The organism is Pseudomonas sp. LBUM1676, from assembly GCF_059695605.1.
Genome location: NZ_CP166777.1, coordinates 5,991,576 through 6,009,398, shown reverse-complemented (window position 1 = coordinate 6,009,398; position 17,823 = coordinate 5,991,576). Strand labels below are relative to the sequence as shown.

The window sequence follows — 17,823 nt, the reverse complement described above, 5'->3', positions numbered from 1 at the left end:
CCGGCGAAGAGGCCCTCAATCCAAACCGAGTTTCTTCAGCCGGTAGCGCATCGACCGAAACGAAAGATTTAACCGCTGAGCCGCCGCCGTGCGATTCCAGCGGGTTTCCTCCAGCGCCTGGAGGATAAGTTTGCGTTCGACGTTCTCCAGATAATCTTCCAGATTGTCGATCTGCGTCAGGTCCGGCAAATCGCCTTGCACGGCGCAGTTACCCTCGGCCAGGCGCAGGTCGCCGGCTTCGATCTGTTTGTTCTCACACAGCGTGTGAGCCCGCTCGAGCATATTCTCCAGTTCCCGCACATTGCCCGGAAAACGATAGCTTTTCAGCGCGTCGAGGGCCTGTGGGTGGAGTTTTGCTGCAGGCTGGCCACTGCCGGCTGCCAGGCGTTTGAGGACATGGACGGCCAGGGTCTCGATATCGTCCCGACGTTCGCGCAAGGACGGAACCCGCAGCTCGATCACGTTCAACCGATAGTACAAATCCTGGCGGAAGCGTTCGGCGGCGACTTCTGCGTCGAGGTCTTTATGGGTGGCGCAAAGGATGCGCACATCGACCACGGTTTCCTGCTGGCCACCGACACTGCGTACGGCTTTTTCCTGGATCGCCCGCAGCAGTTTGACCTGCATTGCCAGTGGCAAATCGGCCACTTCGTCGAGGAACAGCGTGCCGCCCTGAGCCGCCTGGAACAGGCCGGGCTTATCTTCGATAGCGCCGCTGAAGCTGCCTTTGCGGTGGCCGAAAAACTCGCTTTCCATCAATTCCGAGGGGATCGCCCCGCAATTCACCGGGATAAACGGTCGATTGGTCCGCGGTCCCTGCTCATGAATCAATCGCGCGACCAGTTCCTTGCCGCTGCCGGACTCGCCGCTGATGTACACCGGCGCCTGGCTGCGGGCCAGTTTGTCGATTTGTTTGCGCAGGCTGCGCATGGGTAATGAGTCGCCCAGCAACTGCCGATCGATGGTGCTGCTGGCGCCGCCAGACGCGGTCAGGCGCAGGGCGCTGGTGACCAGCTCTCGCAGCCGGGAAAGGTCCACCGGCTTGGTCAGAAAGTCGAAGGCGCCGGCCTTGAGGGCGTTGATCGCCGTTTCCAGGCTGCCATAGGCAGTAATCATGGCCACCGGTACCTGTGGATGGCGTTGCTGGATGTATTGCACCAACTCCAGGCCGGTGCCGTCCGGCAGACGCATGTCGGTCAGGCACAGGTCGAACGTCTCGCGTGTCAGCAGAGCCTGGGCTTCGCTCAGATTGCGGGCGCTGAAGGTGTCGAGCTTCATTCGTCCCAATGTGATTTCGAGGAGTTCGCGGATATCCGGCTCGTCGTCGACGATCAGGACTTTTTGCCGTGGGCTTGTGTTCAACTTTGTTTCCGTCCGTGAGCAAAGGTGATACGAAAGCAGCCGCCGCCTTGGCGTGGTTTGAAGTCTAGGCGGGCCTGGTTGCTTTCGCACAGCTCACGGGAGAGATAAAGACCAAGCCCGGTACCTTGGGTACTGGTGGTGAAGAACGGTTCGAACAGTTGTGCCTGATGGTCCGGTGCCACACCGGATCCATCGTCGATGATCTCGAGAATCGGCAGCTGGCTGTCGCGCTCGACAAACAATTCCAGCCAGACCTGTGCCTGGTCATGGAGCTGTGCACTATGGCGCCAGGCGTTGCGCACCAGATTGTCGAGAATCTGTGTCAGCTGGTTCGGGTCCATCAGGGTTTTGAAGTCGCCCGAACCTATGTGCAGGTGAATCAGCTGACGCCCGGTCGCTCCCTCGCGGGTTTCGGCGACGAACTGTTCCAGCCACGGCTTCAGATCGAACCGTTGCGCCACTGTTTGCTGGCGACGTGACAGTTGCAGGACGTTTTCGATAACCCGATTCATTCGCTGAGAGTGATCTTGAATAATCTGGGTCAGACGTCTGTCTGCGCCGTTCAGTTCCTCTGATTCCTGTAATAGCTGCGCGGCATGACTAATGGCACCCAGTGGATTGCGGATTTCATGGGCGATACCGGCTGTCAGGCGGCCGAGGGCGGCAAGTTTCAATTGTTGGGCCTGTTGGGCGATCTGGGCGAGGTCTTCGAGAAAGACCAGGGTCTGGTAGTGGGGGCTTTGGTCCAGGGTAATGAAGCTCGGTTGCAGTTCCAGTCCACTGCCGTCGACTTTGACGCTCTGGGGGCGCAGCGTCGGATTGTTGCGCCACAGTTGCAGGCGTTCGACCAGCGTGGGCGAGTAGTCATCGATCAGATTGCCTTCAAGACGTTCTCGACCCAGCAATGTCAATGCACTGTGGTTGGCCAGTTGCACCCGTCGCTGGTCGTCGAGGACCAGGATGCCGGTGCGCATGCGTTGCAGGATAAGCGCATTGAGGGTCTCAAGGCCGACCATTTCGCTGGCCTGTTGCTCGGCCAGGCTTTCGCTGACTTCCAGGCGTCGGGTCAGGCCTTGTACCAGCAGTGCTGCGGCAAAGCACAGGGCGCCTAGCATGCCGACTTGCAGGTAGTCGTTGGGGCTGGCCGGATGGCTGAAGCTCAGCAGCAGGCTCAAGCAGACGATGCCGAGCGCGCCGACAGCGGCAATCAGCAGGCCGATACGCCGCCGCAACAAGGTGTTGCTGATGGCCACCGACACGACCAGCAGATTGCCGATGGCGCTGGCCACGCCGCCGGCGGCATAGAACAGGCCGCACAGCAGCAGCACATCGGTCAGCGCCAGACTGAACAGTTGCGTCGGGCGGCGGGTGTTCTCGAGAAACACCACCAGCAGAATATTGAGTACCAGGTACAGCCAGCTGCCATTGCGCAGCAGGTTGTCATTGGCGAACCTCAGCAACTGGTTGTCCATGTTGCTGGAGATCAACAGCACCAGGGTGATGCCGATGCTCAAACGGTAAAGATGATAGAGGCGCAGCAGGCGCTGGGCTTGTTTGTTGCCGGGACTGGACGTCTCAGCGATCACTTGAGCCCGGGCCTTGCTCAAGGTGAGCCTGGCTGCAATACCATTGTTGTTGAAGGTTCAGCGCGCGGTCGCGGGGCAGGTGAACGCCGCAATGCGCGCAGCGGACCATCGGCGCTGCTTCCAGCTCGGCGGAGGACTTGGGGGCGGAAGAAGAAGCCTTGAACTTGCGCCACAACCATACCGCAGCGGCAATCAGGGCGATCCAGAACAATAAACGAAGCATGGTGAGCTGCTTTATTAGCTAATGATCAGGCAGTTTAGCAAGGACCTGACCTGCGTACAGTCTGTAGGAGCGAGCTTGCTCGCGAAAAACGTCCAGACGACGTGTTTATTCAGAAGAAACGTGTCGTCTGGACGTCCATCGCGAGCAATCGAGCGTCGACCGGCTGCTCCTACAGGGGCTGCGTATATCAGTCGAACACGCCGAAGGTCATGTAGCTGAACCACGAGCGGTCGCTGTTGTTCGCATCGGCCTCAGGCTCCTCTTCTTCGATCACGTCGCCATCTGCATCTTTAGGCTTGAGATCGTTGGGAATCGCGTCCTTGGCTTCCTGGTACTGCCTCTGCACGTCCTGGTTGGCGCGGGTTTCGCCAGGCGGCAGCGGCGGACGGGATTCGATCAGGCCCAGGGTCGCCTTGCTCAGCCACGAACGGTTGTCGGCTTCATCGACCGACGGCACGAACTGACCATCGACCAGGCTTGGGTGGTTCGGGTAGTTGAGCTTCAGGGTTTCGAGGCTGGTAGTCGCCAGTTCGTCCAGGTGCAGACGCTGGTAAGCCTCGGTCATCACCGCCAGGCCATCACCGACCGAAGGGGTTTCCTGGAAGTTTTCCACCACATAGCGACCACGGTTCGCCGCGGCGACATAGGCCTGACGGGTCAGGTAGTAGTCGGCAACGTGAATCTCGTAGGCGGCCAGCAGGTTGCGCAGGTAGATCATGCGCTGCTTGGCGTCCGGCGCGTAGCGGCTGTTGGGGAAGCGGCTGGTCAGCTGGGCGAACTCGTTGTAGGAGTCGCGCGCGGCACCCGGGTCACGCTTGGTCATGTCCAGCGGCAGGAAGCGCGCCAGCAGGCCTACGTCCTGGTCGAAAGAGGTCAGGCCCTTGAGGTAGTAGGCGTAATCCACGTTCGGATGCTGTGGGTGCAAACGAATGAAACGCTCGGCGGCGGACTTCGCAGCCTCAGGCTCGGTGTTCTTGTAGTTGGCGTAGATGAGCTCGAGTTGAGCCTGGTCAGCGTAGCGGCCGAACGGATAACGCGACTCCAGCGCCTTCAGCTTGGCTGTGGCGGCGGTGTAGTTATCGTTGTCCAGATCGTGCTGAGCCTGCTGGTACAGCTCGACTTCGCTCAGGTTTTCATCTACGACTTCCTTCGATGAGCAAGCAGCGGTCAATGCGAGGATGGCGATCAGCAGCAGGTGTTTCACTTGCATGGCGGCTTGCGTCCCTATGACGGCCGCTGTCTTGGGCGGGGCCGTCCTGTTATGATGAGCGCCCCGTTGAATAGCCTCGGGGCAAAAGACGCCGTATTTAACCACAAGCGCGCAGCCGAAACCAAAGGCTGTGCCGACGCCTAGTCCGAGCATGTCCGATAAAATTGAACTTCGCGCAGAGGTGCCGTCCGAATTGGGCGGCCAACGCCTCGATCAAGTCGCCGCACAATTATTCGCTGAGCACTCGCGCTCGCGCCTTTCCGCCTGGATCAAAGACGGCCGCCTGACTGTGGATGGGGCGGTAATACGCCCGCGAGACATCGTTCACGGTGGCGCCATTCTTGAACTGACTGCCGAGCAGGAAGCTCAGGGCGAATGGATCGCTCAAGACATCGAGCTGGACATCGTCTATGAAGACGACGACATCCTGGTGATCAACAAGCCCGCGGGCCTGGTGGTGCATCCGGCTGCCGGTCATGCCGATGGCACCTTGCTCAACGCTCTGCTGCACCACGTGCCGGACATCGTCAATGTGCCCCGCGCCGGTATCGTGCATCGCCTGGACAAGGACACCACCGGTCTGATGGTGGTGGCCAAGACTATTCAGGCGCAGACGCAGCTGGTTACACAGTTGCAGAGCCGCAGCGTCAGCCGGATCTACGAATGCATCGTGATCGGTGTGGTGACGGCCGGCGGCAAGATCAATGCGCCGATCGGTCGTCATGGCCAGCAACGCCAGCGCATGGCCGTGATGGAAGGTGGCAAGCAGGCCGTCAGCCATTACCGCGTGCTCGAGCGTTTCCGCTCCCACACTCATGTGCGGGTGAAGCTGGAAACCGGCCGTACGCACCAGATTCGTGTGCACATGGCCCACATCAACTATCCGTTGGTCGGAGACCCTGCCTACGGCGGTCGCTTCCGCATTCCACCGGCAGCCAGTGTGACCATGGTCGAATCGTTGAAGGCGTTCCCGCGTCAGGCCCTGCATGCCAGGTTCCTGGAGCTGGATCATCCGACCACCGGTAAACGCATGAGCTGGGAATCGCCACTGCCGGACGACTTCGTCTGGTTGCTGACGCTGCTCAAGCAGGACCGCGAGGCGTTCATCGGATGAGTGACTGGCTGATTCCCGACTGGCCCGCGCCAGCCGGGGTGAAAGCCTGCGTCACCACCCGGGCGGGCGGCGTCAGTCTGGCGCCGTTCGACAGCCTCAACCTCGGCGATCACGTCGATGACAACTCCGAAGCTGTTGCCGAAAATCGCCGTCGCCTCACCGATCATTTCTCTATTCAACCGGCCTGGTTGCAGCAGGTCCATGGCATTGCCGTGGCGCATGCCGACCCGAGTCTGGTCGCCACTGCCGACGCCAGCTGGACGGCAACGCCCGGTATCGCTTGCACGGCGATGACCGCCGATTGCCTGTCGGTGCTGTTCTGCGACCGTGCCGGCACTCGCGTAGCGGCGGCCCATGCCGGTTGGCGCGGGTTGGCGGCGGGTGTGCTTGAAGCGACTCTAGACACGCTGGCCCTGCCACCAGAAGAAGTACTGGTCTGGCTCGGCCCGGCCATCGGTCCACAAGCCTTTGAAGTCGGCCCGGAAGTGCGCGAGACCTTTGTCCTGCAACTGCCCGAAGCCGCCAAGGCCTTTGTGCCGAGCAAAAATGCTGGCAAATTCATGGCTGATATTTATCAGCTGGCGCGTTTGCGTCTGGCCGCCCGTGGTGTCACGGCCGTCTATGGCGGTGGTTTCTGCACCGTCACCGATCCGCGCTTCTTTTCTTACCGCCGCAGTCCACGTACTGGTCGGTTTGCCTCCCTGATCTGGCTCTAGTGCCCGGTCTCACGAATACTGTTCCTTTTTGACGGCGTCTGTTGCCGTCATGCTGCGTTGCCGCTCCTCGCCATAGCGGGCTATGACTCGTCGCGGCGCCTTGCCTGACAACAATAGCCACTCGTCAAAAGAGGAACGTATTCGTGAGACCGGGCACGAACGCTAGACTTAGCTGACCTGCATCAACGTCACGACGCTTGAATCTCCCAGAATCGACCACATCTATAACGGTATCTGGCAGGTTTCTTCATTCAGGATGTTTTATAGGTCCGGCCTGCTCAAAAGGAAGGTGACCCATGCGTATAGACCGTTTAACCAGCAAATTGCAGTTAGCGCTATCCGACGCCCAATCTCTGGCCGTCGGCCTTGACCATCCCGGCATCGAGCCGGCGCATTTGATGCAGGCCATGCTTGAACAGCAGGGTGGTTCGATCAAACCCCTGCTGATGCAGGTCGGTTTTGACATCAACAGCCTGCGTAAAGAGCTGACCAAAGAGCTCGACCAGCTGCCGAAAATCCAGAACCCGACCGGCGACGTCAATATGTCGCAGGATCTGGCGCGCCTGCTCAACCAGGCCGATCGCCTGGCCCAGCAAAAGGGTGACCAGTTCATTTCCAGCGAACTGGTGTTGCTCGCTGCCATGGACGAGAACAGCAAACTCGGCAAGTTGCTGCTCGGCCAGGGCGTGAGCAAGAAAGCTCTGGAAAACGCGATCAACAACCTGCGTGGCGGCGAAGCGGTCAACGACGCCAACCACGAAGAGTCACGCCAGGCCCTGGATAAGTACACCGTCGACCTGACCAAGCGCGCCGAAGAAGGCAAGCTCGATCCGGTGATCGGCCGTGACGACGAAATTCGCCGGACCATCCAGGTGCTGCAACGCCGCACCAAGAACAATCCGGTGCTGATCGGTGAACCTGGCGTCGGTAAGACCGCCATCGCTGAAGGCCTGGCGCAACGCATCATCAACGGCGAAGTGCCGGATGGCCTGAAAGGCAAGCGCCTGTTATCCCTCGACATGGGGTCGTTGATCGCTGGCGCCAAGTACCGCGGCGAGTTCGAAGAGCGCCTCAAATCCCTGCTCAACGAGCTGTCGAAGCAGGAAGGGCAGATCATTCTGTTCATCGACGAATTGCACACCATGGTCGGCGCCGGCAAGGGCGAGGGCTCGATGGATGCTGGCAACATGCTCAAACCGGCGTTGGCTCGCGGCGAACTGCACTGCGTTGGCGCAACCACGCTCAACGAATATCGCCAATATATAGAGAAGGACGCGGCGCTCGAGCGACGCTTCCAGAAAGTGCTGGTGGACGAACCGAGCGAAGAAGACACCATTGCCATCCTGCGTGGCCTGAAAGAGCGCTACGAGGTTCACCACAAGGTGGCGATCACCGACGGCGCGATCATCGCCGCGGCCAAGCTCAGTCATCGCTACATCACTGACCGTCAGTTGCCGGACAAGGCCATCGACCTGATCGACGAGGCCGCCAGCCGCATCCGCATGGAGATCGACTCCAAACCGGAAGTGCTGGACCGTCTGGAGCGTCGCCTGATTCAGCTGAAGGTCGAATCCCAGGCGCTGAAGAAAGAAAGCGACGACGCGGCGAAGAAACGCCTGGAAAAACTCCAGGAAGAAATCGCCCGACTCGAACGCGAGTACTCGGACCTCGAAGAAATCTGGAATTCGGAAAAAGCCGAAGTTCAGGGTTCGGCGCAGATCCAGCAGAAAATCGAACAGTCCCGTCAGGAACTGGAAGCTGCCCGCCGCAAGGGCGACCTGAACCGCATGGCCGAGCTGCAATACGGGGTGATCCCGGACCTGGAGCGCAGCCTGCAAATGGTCGACCAGCACGGCAAGAGCGAAAACCAGTTGCTGCGCAGCAAGGTGACTGAAGAGGAAATCGCTGAAGTCGTGTCGAAGTGGACCGGTATTCCGGTGTCGAAAATGCTCGAAGGCGAGCGCGACAAGCTGATGAAGATGGAAAGCCTGTTGCACCAGCGCGTGATTGGTCAGGACGAGGCGGTGATCGCCGTTTCCAACGCAGTGCGGCGCTCCCGCGCCGGGTTGTCCGACCCGAATCGCCCCAGTGGCTCGTTCATGTTCCTCGGCCCGACCGGGGTCGGTAAAACCGAGTTATGTAAGGCGCTGGCCGAGTTCCTCTTTGATACTGAAGAGGCGATGGTGCGGATCGACATGTCCGAATTCATGGAGAAACATTCCGTGGCCCGGCTGATTGGTGCGCCACCAGGCTACGTAGGCTATGAAGAGGGCGGTTACCTGACCGAGGCGGTGCGTCGCAAGCCTTACTCGGTGATCCTCCTGGACGAGGTCGAGAAGGCCCACCCGGACGTCTTCAACATCTTGCTGCAAGTGCTCGAAGATGGCCGTTTGACCGACAGCCATGGCCGCACGGTGGATTTCAAGAATACCGTGATTGTCATGACCTCCAACCTGGGCTCGGTGCAGATCCAGGAACTGGTCGGTGATCGTGAGGCGCAGCGTGCGGCGGTGATGGATGCGATTTCCACGCACTTCCGGCCGGAGTTCATCAACCGGGTCGACGAGGTGGTGATCTTCGAACCGTTGGCTCGGGATCAGATCGCGGGCATTACCGAGATCCAGTTGGGTCGTCTGCGTGCTCGTCTGACCGAACGGGACCTGAAGCTGGAACTCAGCCCGGAGGCGATGGACAAGCTGATCGCGGTCGGTTACGACCCGGTATACGGTGCACGACCGCTCAAGCGAGCGATCCAGCGCTGGATCGAGAACCCGTTGGCGCAGCTGATTCTGTCGGGTCGTTTCATGCCCGGCGATACCGCCAAGGGTGTCGTGGAAAACGACGAAATCGTCTTCGGTTGATCCACGGCGGCCGTAAAGGTGAAGAGGCCTCGCATCGCGAGGCCTTTTTTTCGCCAGGCTGTTGAACTGAAAGGAAAAGGCTTGTAAAGTGCGCCCCGCAGTAAGTCGCCCTGAAGGGTTCCAGCTCCCCAAGCCGGAATCTGAAATAAGTTGCAAATCATTAACTTGAAAGCAATTTAGGGGGTTGACAGAGGTGCTTAAGATTGTAGAATAGCGCGCCTCAGACACACGAACGCAGCGATGCGAACGGGTCGAAGAGGTGAAGCAAGCTTCACAGTTGTAAATTGAAATATGTAGTTCCGTGATAGCTCAGTCGGTAGAGCAAATGACTGTTAATCATTGGGTCCCAGGTTCGAGTCCTGGTCACGGAGCCAATTTCAAACCGGGGTATAGCGCAGTCCGGTAGCGCGCCTGCTTTGGGAGCAGGATGTCAGGAGTTCGAATCCCCTTACCCCGACCATTTTTGGGTCGTTAGCTCAGTTGGTAGAGCAGTTGGCTTTTAACCAATTGGTCGTAGGTTCGAATCCCACACGACCCACCATTTTTGAAACCAGTTAACGCTGGGATCAGATCTTAAGATCAGAGGCCAAAAGCGCTGATCGAAGAAGGCGACTTGGAAAGGTCGCCTTTTTTTTACCGGGGTATAGCGCAGTCCGGTAGCGCGCCTGCTTTGGGAGCAGGATGTCAGGAGTTCGAATCCCCTTACCCCGACCATATTAAAAATCCTCGTATCGAAAGATACGGGGATTTTTTTTGTCTGCTCGAAAGCCTGCGCACAAACAAAACCCCGCGTTTCCTGGGAGAAAGGCGGGGCGGGTTCGTTGCTTGTTGGCTTAACTGTTGTCTTTGAGGTGCTCGAACAAGCCTTTTGGCATTTTTTTGCCATTGGCTTCGTAGTTGGCCTTCACGTTATCAAAAGCTTCTTGTTCGTCGATCTGGCCATCATGGTTGGTGTCGATCTTGTCGAAGTCGGCCTTGGGTGCCACTTTCAGGAATTCCGCGCGGGATACCTTGCCGTCACCATCGGTATCGGTCCGGGCCATCGATTCATCGCCACACTTGCCTTCGCCACATTTTCCTTCCGGGGTCTTCACTACCTGTTCGGCCGAGGCCAGCAGGTAACCCTGGGTCAGCGGCTGGGAGGCGAACACGGAACCGGACAACATCATGCCACCGGCCAGGACAGCGCCGAGCAGGCCAAGGGTGTTCTTGCCGAGAGTAGGGGTACGGGACATCTGGAATCTCCTGGGTTGCACGACACAACCGTTCGATAAAGGGCGCCACGTAAATGCGGCGAAACCCCGTGCAGGCGGGGTGCCTTGCTCGGGTGTGGCCATTTAGCGGGGTGGGTGTATCGCTACTGTGTCGCGCAAGGGGGGAGTTTGTAAGCGAAGGGGAGGATTCGGGGGAGAGATACAGTGAGACACAGATCTCCAGGTTGGTGGAGAGCCAATGTGGGAGCGAGCTTGCTCGCGATAGGTCTGACATTCAGCGCATCTTTTGAATATTAAACCGTCATCGCGAGCAGGCTCGCTCCCACAGTGGATGGGTGTCAGTGCAGCTTCAGCCGCGGCTCAGTCCCACGCCCGATCTTGCTGCCCAGCATCAACATCGCCGTGCGGAACGCGCCATAAAGCGCCATCTGGTGCATGCGGTACAACGACACGTAAAACATCCGCGCCAGCCAACCTTCGAGCATCACGCTGCCCGTCAGGTTACCCATCAAGTTACCCACAGCCGAAAAGCGCGACAGCGAAATCAGCGAGCCATAGTCGGTGTACTTGTACTCCGGCAGCGCCTTGCCTTCGATCCGCAGCTTCAGCGATTTGGCCAGCAACGAAGCCTGCTGGTGCGCGGCCTGAGCCCGTGGCGGTACATTGCGGTCGGTGCCCGGTTGCGGGCAGGCAGCGCAGTCACCGAAGGCGAAGATGTTTTCGTCGCGGGTGGTTTGCAGGGTCGGCAGCACTTGCAGCTGGTTGATGCGGTTGGTTTCCAGGCCATCGATATCCTTCAGGAAGCCCGGCGCACGAATCCCGGCCGCCCAGACTTTCAGGCTGGCGTTGATCACTTTGCCATCGACGGTGATCAGGCTGTCGGCGGTCACTTCACTGACCGCGGCATTGGTCATCACATTGACCCCGAGTTTCTCCAGGGTTTTATGCACCGGCCCGCCAATCCGTTCCGGCAGCGCCGGCAACACCCGTGGCCCGGCTTCGATCAGGGTGATGTGCATGTTTTCCGGCTTGATCCGGTCCAGGCCATAGGCCGCCAGTTCATGGGCAGCGTTGTGCAGTTCGGCGGCCAATTCGACCCCGGTGGCGCCAGCGCCGACGATGGCCACGCTGATCTGCTCGACCTGGTCGGTTTGCCCGGCGTGGGCGCGCAGGTAATGGTTGAGCAATTGCTGATGGAAGCGCTCGGCCTGTTTACGGGTGTCGAGGAACAGGCAATGCTGCGCCGCGCCCTGGGTGCCGAAATCGTTGGTGGTGCTGCCAACGGCAATCACCAGCGAGTCGTAGCCCAGTTCACGGGCCGGGACCAGCTCCACGCCCGCTTCGTCGTAGGTAGCGGCCAGCTGGATTTTCTTCTGGGTGCGATCAAGCCCGCTCATGCGTCCCAGCTGGAACTCGAAGTGGTTCCATTTGGCCTGGGCAACATAATTGAGTTCGTCTTCGGAAGAGTTCAGGGAACCGGCCGCCACTTCGTGCAACAGCGGTTTCCAGATGTGGGTCAGGTTCGCGTCGACCAGCATCACACTGGCCGTGCCGCGCTTGCCCAGAGTCTTACCCAGACGGGTAGCCAACTCCAGACCGCCGGCGCCGCCGCCAACGATGACAATACGATGATTCATGGGGATATCTCGCAAGGCTAAAAGAAATCGGTGCAATTACCCGAGCGAGCGCCAGGCAGCTCATAGCGTCAGGTAACTGATAAATCGGCTCAACAGGCCCAGGCCAATGGTCACGGCCAACACCATCACCAGGAGCATCCACGGCCGGAAAGGCCGGCGCTCGACACGGTGCTGGGACAGTCGCAGGTACTCTTCGACATGCTTCTGGTCTTCGGGTTTCAGGCGACTGGTCATATCGGGCCTCGTCAGGGGTAGACGTTGCTGAATCTCGGGAAGCTACAAGCGCGGTTTAACCCGCATTGAACGGAGCATAGCCGCTGGGCGGAATAGACTCGGCGCTCACTGTATCGTCCAGGCGAATGATTCCACTTTGTATCACCCGGGCGGTGATTCCGCCATGTCCACGAACGGCCTGAAAGGTCCCGGGGCCGAGGTTGTTTTGCAGGCGGGCACAGGGTTGGCACCAACCGGTGGTTTCAAATATCGCCTGGCCGATCCTGAAGCGTCGGCCCTTGAGGCTGAACAGATTGATGCCGCTGACGACGATATTGCGCCGCAAATCCTGAGGTAGCAGCGGCTGGTCCGTCGCGCGGCCCATCAGCGAACTGATGACGGCCAGATGCTCCCACTGCAGCAGTGTCACCTGACGTGCATTGCGTATGCCGGGGCGAGCACGGTCGCCTGTCAGACCGGCTTCGAGCCGCGCTTCCACGGCATCGAGCTCGATCATCGGCGCATGGCGTTCGGGCCGCACGCCGATCCAGCGAACCCGACCCTGTTGCGGCACTTCGGCAAGCAATTGCTGCAATGGACTCACAAGCTGATCCCGACGTCGAAAACAATGCTGCGCCCCAGGTTGCCGCGCAGGAAATCCGGCGCATCCGGGTGCGCGAACAACACCCGAGCGAATGTGGGACCGACCAGCGACAACGAACGCCAACCCTGGCGCAGGTATTCGGTCGGTGGCGGGAAATGACTGTTGAGATCCAATACTTCGCGCTTGAGGCTGGCAAAGGCAATGATGTCCAGTTCCCCCAGGTCCATGCCGCGTTCTTTGTAGTTATGCGCTTTTTTGCGCAAGGTCGGTGCCAGTCTCAGCAAGAACTCATTGGCCGGGATGCGCCTGGGCTTGGCCTCGCGACGTACCAGCTGGCTCAGGGAGAAAGCGCTGCGCCGGCGTTGCAGCTCATCGCGCCACTCATCGTTGAGGCGCCGGCCTTCATCGAGCACGAAAAACACTTCGAAGCTGGCGTCACGGAACAGCACGTCCGGCGGCTCTGCGGCCGGTGCGAACTCGTCGGCGCGGTAGGGAATGTTCAGGCCCTGCAGCAGGCGCTGGCACACCCAACGCTCACGCTCCCATTTGCGGGCATTGGAGAGAAACGCGTTGGCTTGCTCGGCCGCGATGGTCAGCAGGCGTAAATAATCTGAGTCATCCATAAGCCCAAGCTTAGCGTTCAAATGCGATCGCAAAGAAGACAGTTTATCGCACAAGGTCGGAATCTGCCGGTTCTGCGGCGCGCCATGCCCGCAACAAGCCGTATCCCACGTCCGGTTTCGGGCATTGCACAAAACGGATAGCGATCTGCGCTAAGCGGATATTGCGCCGCGCCTGGCAACTTTACCCTCGGCTTTACGGGACGTTAGCCGCTTTACAGACATTCATAAAACAACAACAAGAGATAGATGCCATGCGCAAGATTGACGTACATGAAGTCATCGACAAGGCACGATTCAACCGCTTCCACTGGATGGTGCTGTTCTGGTGTGCCCTGATCATCATTTTTGACGGTTACGATCTGGTGATCTACGGCGTAGTGCTGCCGATGCTGATGAAAGAGTGGGGGCTCAGTCCCCTGCAAGCGGGCGCACTGGGCAGTTATGCATTGTTCGGCATGATGTTCGGCGCACTGTTTTTCGGCCCGCTGTCGGACAAGATCGGCCGCAAGAAAGCCATCACGATCTGCGTGATGCTCTTCAGCGGTTTTACCGTGCTCAATGGTTTTGCCCGTAACCCCACCGAGTTTGGTGTCTGTCGGTTCATCGCCGGCCTGGGTATCGGTGGGGTGATGCCCAACGTCGTGGCGCTGATGAACGAGTACGCGCCGAAGAAAATCCGCAGCACGCTGGTGGCGATCATGTTCAGCGGCTATTCGGTGGGCGGCATGTTATCGGCGGGGCTCGGTATCGTGCTGATCCCGAGTTTCGGCTGGCAATCGGTGTTTTACGTGGCGGTGCTGCCGTTGCTGCTTTTGCCGTTGATCATGTACTTCCTGCCTGAGTCGGTGGGCTTCATGTTGCGTCAGGGGCGCAATGAAGAAGCGCGTGACATTCTCCAGCGGGTCGATCCGGCGTACGTCGCGCAACCCAGTGATCAGTTGCACATGAGCGAAGTGAAGGGCACCGGCACCCCGGTGTTGCAATTGTTCCGCGAAGGACGCGCGCTGCGCACGCTGATGCTGTGGCTGGCGTTTTTCTGCTGCCTGCTGATGGTCTACGCCTTGAGTTCCTGGCTGCCCAAGTTGATGGCCAACGCCGGTTACAGCCTGGGCTCGAGCCTGTCGTTCCTGCTGGTGCTCAACTTCGGTGCCATTTTCGGCGCTGTCGGCGGCGGCGTGCTCGGTGACAAGCTCAATTTGCCACGGGTGTTGGCGGTGTTCTTCGCCGGTGCTGCCGTGTCGATCACCTTGCTGGGATTCAATAGCCCGATGCCGCTGTTGTACCTGCTGATCGCCATCGCCGGTGCCACCACCATTGGCTCGCAGATCCTGTTGTACGCCTGCGCCGCGCAGTTCTACTCCATGACCATTCGCTCCACGGGCCTGGGTTGGGCGTCGGGCATCGGGCGTAACGGCGCCATCGTCGGTCCGCTGTTGGGCGGTGCCTTGCTCGGGATCAACCTGCCGCTGCAACTGAACTTCATGGCCTTCGCCTTGCCGGGTGCGGTGGCTGCGATTGCCATGACCGTGTTCGCCATCAGCAGTCGGCGCAGTGCCCGACAACAGCAATCAGGCTTGCAGCATGGATCGCCTGACGGGACTGTCGGCGAAGTTTCATGAAAGCGCTATTCCAGGACTTTTCCCTGTCGGCGGCAGTCGCCGGATTTATCGCCACGGTGATTTCCTACGCCGGCCCGTTGGTGATCATCTTCCAGGCGGCCGAGACCGCGCACCTCTCGCGGGAGGTGCTGTCGTCCTGGGTCTGGGCAATTTCCATCGGCAGCGCCGTGCTCGGCATTGGTCTGAGCCTGCGTTATCGCGTACCGGTGATCATCGCATGGTCGGCACCGGGTTCGGCGTTGCTGGTGGCACTGTTGCCGGGGATCACCATGCCGGAGGCGGTGGGTGCTTATCTGGTCAGCAGCCTGATTATTTTCCTGGTCGGGGTGTCGGGGGCTTTTGACCGGATCATCGGCAAGCTGCCCGCAGCCATTGCGGCGGCGATGCTGGCGGGCATTCTATTCAGCTTCGGCACCGGATTGTTCGTCTCGTTGCAGGGCAAGCCTTTGCTGGTACTGGCGATGTTTGCCACCTACTTGATCTGCAAGCGGTCGATGCCGCGTTATGCGGTGTTGATGGTGTTGCTGGTGGGTTGTTCCATCGCCTTTTTTGCTGGTGATTTGCACCAAGAGGCGCTGGTGATCGGCTTTGCCACGCCGGTGTGGATCACCCCGGCTTTCAGCCTGAGTGCGACCCTGAACATTGCCTTGCCGCTAGTCATGGTGGCGCTGACCGGCCAGTTTGTTCCTGGCATGGCCGTACTGCGTGCCAGCGGTTACTCGACACCGGCCAGCCCGATCATCGCCAGCAGTGCGTTGGCCACGGCGTTGTTGGCACCGTTCGGTTGTCATGGGCTGAATCTGGCGGCGATCACTGCGGCCATTTGTACCGGTCGCGAGGCCCATGAAAATCCGCGCAGACGCTATGTGGCCGGCGTCGTGGGCGGCCTGTGTTACCTGGTGCTGGGGATCTTCGGCGCCACGTTGGTTTCACTGTTTTCGGCGTTCCCCAAGGAACTGATCGCGGCCCTGGCGGGGCTGGCGCTGTTCGCTGCCATTGCCGGGGCGTTGGCTGGCGCCATGGCCGTGCCGAGTGATCGCGAAGCCGCGTTGGTGACCTTTCTGACCACCGCGTCGGGCATGTCGTTGTTCGGTTTGTCCGCCGCCTTTTGGGGGCTGATTTTCGGCATGGTCACGCACTTGCTGTTAAACGCCCGTCGTCCCGTTCCTCGCAGCGAAGCCGCTGCGGCTAAAGCGCTTCAACCTGTCGATCAATAAAAACAAGAGAAAAAACGATGAAACAGATTCTTCCAACAACCGGTTCGGTGTTGTCCATGGCTGTCGTCTCGAGTTTATCCGCGGGAGCGATGGCGGCCGAGGGCGGCTTCATCGAAGACACCACGGCGACCTTGCAAGCGCGCAATTACTACTTCAGCCGGGACTTTTCCGACATCGTCGGGGCCAACCGGCAATCGAAAGCCGAAGAATGGGCGCAGGGTTTCATCCTTAACGTCAAATCCGGTTACACCCAAGGGCCCGTCGGTTTTGGCGTGGACGTCATCGGCCTGCTCGGCCTCAAACTCGACAGCAGCCCGGATCGCGTCAATACGGGTTTGCTGCCGGTGCAGGATGACGGACGTGCGGCGAATGATTACAGCCGACTGGAAGGCGCGTTGAAGGTGCGTTACTCAAAAACCGAACTGAAGGTGGGTGAGCTGCAACCCAACGTGCCGGTGCTGGCCTTCAGCGATATCCGGTTGCTGCCGCCCAGCTATCAGGGCGCAAGCATCAGCTCGAACGAGATCAATGGCCTGACCTTGCAAGGAGGTCACTTGAAGTCCACCAGCCTGCGCAACGAGGCCGGTGATGAAAAGATGCAAGCCATGCTCGGTCATGTACCGCAGCGCCAGGTCAGCAGCGATGGTTTCAACTTTGCCGGCGCCGACTACGCCTTCAATGACAAGCGCAGCTCGGTCAGTGCCTGGTTCGGGCAATTGGAAGATATCTATAACCAGCGCTTTCTCGGCCTCAAGCACAGCCAGCCGCTGGGCAACTGGGTCCTGGGCGCCAACCTCGGTTATTACGATTCACGCGAAGACGGCAAAAAGCTGCTGGGCAATATCGACAACCAGGCATTCTTCTCCTTGCTCTCGGCCAAGCGCGGCGGCCATACGTTCTATCTCGGTTATCAGGGCATGTTTGGCGACAGCGCTTTCCCGCGGGTTTTTGCCAACATCTCACCCTTGGGCAACGAAGTGCCGACCTACGAGTTCGCCTATACCGATGAGCGCTCCTGGCAGGCGCGTTACGACTATGATTTCGCGGCACTCGGCGTGCCGGGGCTGACCAGCACCGTGCGCTACATCACCGGCAACAATGTCGACACCGGCCTGGGTTTCGAAGGCAAGGACCGCGAACGTGATCTCGATCTCGGCTATGTGCTGCAGAGCGGCAGCCTCAAAGGCCTCGGGATTCGCGTGCGCAACGTGATGGCACGCTCCAATTACCGCAGTGACATCGATGAGAACCGCTTGATCCTCAGCTATACGTGGACGTTGTTATAAAACGGCGATCACAGATTGCTCATGCAATTACCCATCACCTGATACGTCACGCGATGAGTCTGGCCCTGATGATCGATGTAGACCATGGTAGCTGGTACAACGTCGCAGGCGGTGGCAGTGTCTGTCACTGAAACCACTTCGGCGATGCCCAGCGGTTGCGCCGGGTTGTAGGGGGTGGCGGCCGGCTCGTTACCGGCGGCCATGGCCGAGGTGGCGACAACGGTCAGAAACAGGCTGATCAGGGTTTTCATTGTTCCGTGCTCCGTGTTGATTCCGATACCTGAATTCTAGTCTTTGCCCGGGACCGATAAAGGGCTCGACGCCTGATACAGCCTTAC

Annotated in this window: 16 protein-coding genes and 4 tRNA genes; 10 read left to right on the top strand and 10 right to left on the bottom strand. The window is 59.5% G+C overall.

Translation table 11 applies throughout. From position 1 onward, the window contains the following. Positions 1-15: 15 nt before the first annotated feature. From ACA041_RS27780 to ACA041_RS27765, 4 genes are all read right to left on the bottom strand, one after another. A complete protein-coding gene (locus ACA041_RS27780; protein WP_497438726.1) occupies positions 16-1,362 on the bottom strand; it encodes a sigma-54-dependent transcriptional regulator in 1,347 nt (448 codons plus the stop codon). Beyond that, positions 1,359-2,948: a sensor histidine kinase gene (locus ACA041_RS27775; RefSeq protein ID WP_497438725.1), complete on the bottom strand. Its 1,590-nt coding sequence runs from the start codon at positions 2,946-2,948 to the stop codon at positions 1,359-1,361. The genes ACA041_RS27780 and ACA041_RS27775 overlap by 4 nt, the downstream gene beginning before the upstream one ends. Then, positions 2,938-3,171, bottom strand: a complete 234-nt coding sequence (locus ACA041_RS27770; RefSeq protein WP_150747762.1) for a PP0621 family protein — start codon at positions 3,169-3,171, stop codon at positions 2,938-2,940. The genes ACA041_RS27775 and ACA041_RS27770 overlap by 11 nt, the downstream gene beginning before the upstream one ends. A 187-nt stretch (positions 3,172-3,358) precedes the next feature. Then, positions 3,359-4,381 carry an outer membrane protein assembly factor BamD gene (locus ACA041_RS27765; RefSeq protein ID WP_497438724.1) on the bottom strand — a complete coding sequence of 341 codons (1,023 nt, stop codon included), beginning with the start codon at positions 4,379-4,381 and terminating at the stop codon, positions 3,359-3,361. A 151-nt stretch (positions 4,382-4,532) separates the two neighbouring features. On the opposite strand from ACA041_RS27765, the gene rluD reads away from it, so the two are divergent. The 7 genes from rluD to ACA041_RS27730 all read left to right on the top strand — a co-directional run bounded on the left by rluD (position 4,533) and on the right by ACA041_RS27730 (position 9,786). After that, positions 4,533-5,495 (top strand): 23S rRNA pseudouridine(1911/1915/1917) synthase RluD, encoded by a 963-nt coding sequence (gene rluD / locus ACA041_RS27760; protein WP_054051336.1) that lies wholly within the window; start codon positions 4,533-4,535, stop codon positions 5,493-5,495. Then, entirely contained in the window at positions 5,492-6,211 is a 720-nt protein-coding gene (gene pgeF / locus ACA041_RS27755; protein WP_497438723.1) for a peptidoglycan editing factor PgeF, read from the top strand. Before rluD ends, pgeF begins: the two co-directional genes overlap by 4 nt. Before the next feature lie 296 nt (positions 6,212-6,507). Continuing rightward, the gene (gene clpB, locus ACA041_RS27750) at positions 6,508-9,072 is read left to right on the top strand and encodes an ATP-dependent chaperone ClpB (RefSeq protein ID WP_497438722.1); all 2,565 of its coding nucleotides are present in this window, start codon (positions 6,508-6,510) and stop codon (positions 9,070-9,072) included. A gap of 298 nt (positions 9,073-9,370) precedes the next feature. After that, a tRNA-Asn gene (locus ACA041_RS27745) sits at positions 9,371-9,446 on the top strand. 9 nt (positions 9,447-9,455) lie between these two features. Then, positions 9,456-9,532: transfer RNA gene (locus tag ACA041_RS27740), tRNA-Pro, on the top strand. Positions 9,533-9,537: 5 nt separating this feature from the next. Further along, a tRNA-Lys gene (locus tag ACA041_RS27735) sits at positions 9,538-9,613 on the top strand. 96 nt (positions 9,614-9,709) lie between these two features. Then, a tRNA-Pro gene (locus ACA041_RS27730) sits at positions 9,710-9,786 on the top strand. 119 nt (positions 9,787-9,905) lie between these two features. On the opposite strand, the gene ACA041_RS27725 is transcribed toward ACA041_RS27730, so the two are convergent. From ACA041_RS27725 to ACA041_RS27705, 5 genes are all read right to left on the bottom strand, one after another. Further along, positions 9,906-10,307: an HvfA family oxazolone/thioamide-modified RiPP metallophore gene (locus ACA041_RS27725; RefSeq protein ID WP_497438721.1), complete on the bottom strand. Its 402-nt coding sequence runs from the start codon at positions 10,305-10,307 to the stop codon at positions 9,906-9,908. A 317-nt stretch (positions 10,308-10,624) separates the two neighbouring features. Next, positions 10,625-11,923 (bottom strand): NAD(P)/FAD-dependent oxidoreductase, encoded by a 1,299-nt coding sequence (locus tag ACA041_RS27720; protein ID WP_497438720.1) that lies wholly within the window; start codon positions 11,921-11,923, stop codon positions 10,625-10,627. A 60-nt stretch (positions 11,924-11,983) separates the two neighbouring features. After that, positions 11,984-12,157 (bottom strand): DUF3094 domain-containing protein, encoded by a 174-nt coding sequence (locus ACA041_RS27715; RefSeq protein ID WP_497438719.1) that lies wholly within the window; start codon positions 12,155-12,157, stop codon positions 11,984-11,986. A gap of 55 nt (positions 12,158-12,212) precedes the next feature. Then, positions 12,213-12,740, bottom strand: a complete 528-nt coding sequence (locus ACA041_RS27710; RefSeq protein WP_497438718.1) for an MOSC domain-containing protein — start codon at positions 12,738-12,740, stop codon at positions 12,213-12,215. Continuing rightward, positions 12,737-13,363, bottom strand: a complete 627-nt coding sequence (locus tag ACA041_RS27705; RefSeq protein ID WP_497438717.1) for a DUF1780 domain-containing protein — start codon at positions 13,361-13,363, stop codon at positions 12,737-12,739. The genes ACA041_RS27710 and ACA041_RS27705 overlap by 4 nt, the downstream gene beginning before the upstream one ends. A gap of 251 nt (positions 13,364-13,614) precedes the next feature. Here ACA041_RS27705 and ACA041_RS27700 point away from each other — a divergent pair, with 251 nt between their 5' ends. Genes ACA041_RS27700 through ACA041_RS27690 form a run of 3 tightly spaced genes read left to right on the top strand, consistent with a single transcriptional unit; the run spans position 13,615 to position 17,485 of the window. Continuing rightward, positions 13,615-14,982 (top strand): aromatic acid/H+ symport family MFS transporter, encoded by a 1,368-nt coding sequence (locus ACA041_RS27700; RefSeq protein WP_497438716.1) that lies wholly within the window; start codon positions 13,615-13,617, stop codon positions 14,980-14,982. After that, positions 14,979-16,199, top strand: a complete 1,221-nt coding sequence (locus ACA041_RS27695; protein WP_497438715.1) for a benzoate/H(+) symporter BenE family transporter — start codon at positions 14,979-14,981, stop codon at positions 16,197-16,199. The genes ACA041_RS27700 and ACA041_RS27695 overlap by 4 nt, the downstream gene beginning before the upstream one ends. A 17-nt stretch (positions 16,200-16,216) precedes the next feature. Beyond that, on the top strand, positions 16,217-17,485 hold the full coding sequence (locus ACA041_RS27690) for an OprD family porin (RefSeq protein ID WP_497438714.1): 1,269 nt from the start codon (positions 16,217-16,219) through the stop codon (positions 17,483-17,485). 8 nt (positions 17,486-17,493) lie between these two features. On the opposite strand, the gene ACA041_RS27685 is transcribed toward ACA041_RS27690, so the two are convergent. After that, entirely contained in the window at positions 17,494-17,736 is a 243-nt protein-coding gene (locus tag ACA041_RS27685; RefSeq protein ID WP_497438713.1) for a DUF2790 domain-containing protein, read from the bottom strand. Positions 17,737-17,823: the final 87 nt, after the last annotated feature.

Bases quoted from the DNA above. Each gene is read 5' to 3' on its own strand.
- ACA041_RS27770 (WP_150747762.1), bottom strand. From the start codon at position 3,171: ATGCTTCGTTTATTGTTCTGGATCGCCCTGATTGCCGCTGCGGTATGG.
- ACA041_RS27720 (WP_497438720.1), bottom strand. From the start codon at position 11,923: ATGAATCATCGTATTGTCATCGTTGGCGGCGGCGCCGGCGGTCTGGAG.
- ACA041_RS27690 (WP_497438714.1), top strand. From the start codon at position 16,217: ATGAAACAGATTCTTCCAACAACCGGTTCGGTGTTGTCCATGGCTGTC.
- ACA041_RS27705 (WP_497438717.1), bottom strand. From the start codon at position 13,363: ATGGATGACTCAGATTATTTACGCCTGCTGACCATCGCGGCCGAGCAA.
- ACA041_RS27685 (WP_497438713.1), bottom strand. From the start codon at position 17,736: ATGAAAACCCTGATCAGCCTGTTTCTGACCGTTGTCGCCACCTCGGCC.
- ACA041_RS27725 (WP_497438721.1), bottom strand. From the start codon at position 10,307: ATGTCCCGTACCCCTACTCTCGGCAAGAACACCCTTGGCCTGCTCGGC.
- ACA041_RS27715 (WP_497438719.1), bottom strand. From the start codon at position 12,157: ATGACCAGTCGCCTGAAACCCGAAGACCAGAAGCATGTCGAAGAGTAC.
- ACA041_RS27695 (WP_497438715.1), top strand. From the start codon at position 14,979: ATGAAAGCGCTATTCCAGGACTTTTCCCTGTCGGCGGCAGTCGCCGGA.
- pgeF (WP_497438723.1), top strand. From the start codon at position 5,492: ATGAGTGACTGGCTGATTCCCGACTGGCCCGCGCCAGCCGGGGTGAAA.
- clpB (WP_497438722.1), top strand. From the start codon at position 6,508: ATGCGTATAGACCGTTTAACCAGCAAATTGCAGTTAGCGCTATCCGAC.
- rluD (WP_054051336.1), top strand. From the start codon at position 4,533: ATGTCCGATAAAATTGAACTTCGCGCAGAGGTGCCGTCCGAATTGGGC.
- ACA041_RS27700 (WP_497438716.1), top strand. From the start codon at position 13,615: ATGCGCAAGATTGACGTACATGAAGTCATCGACAAGGCACGATTCAAC.
- ACA041_RS27765 (WP_497438724.1), bottom strand. From the start codon at position 4,381: ATGCAAGTGAAACACCTGCTGCTGATCGCCATCCTCGCATTGACCGCT.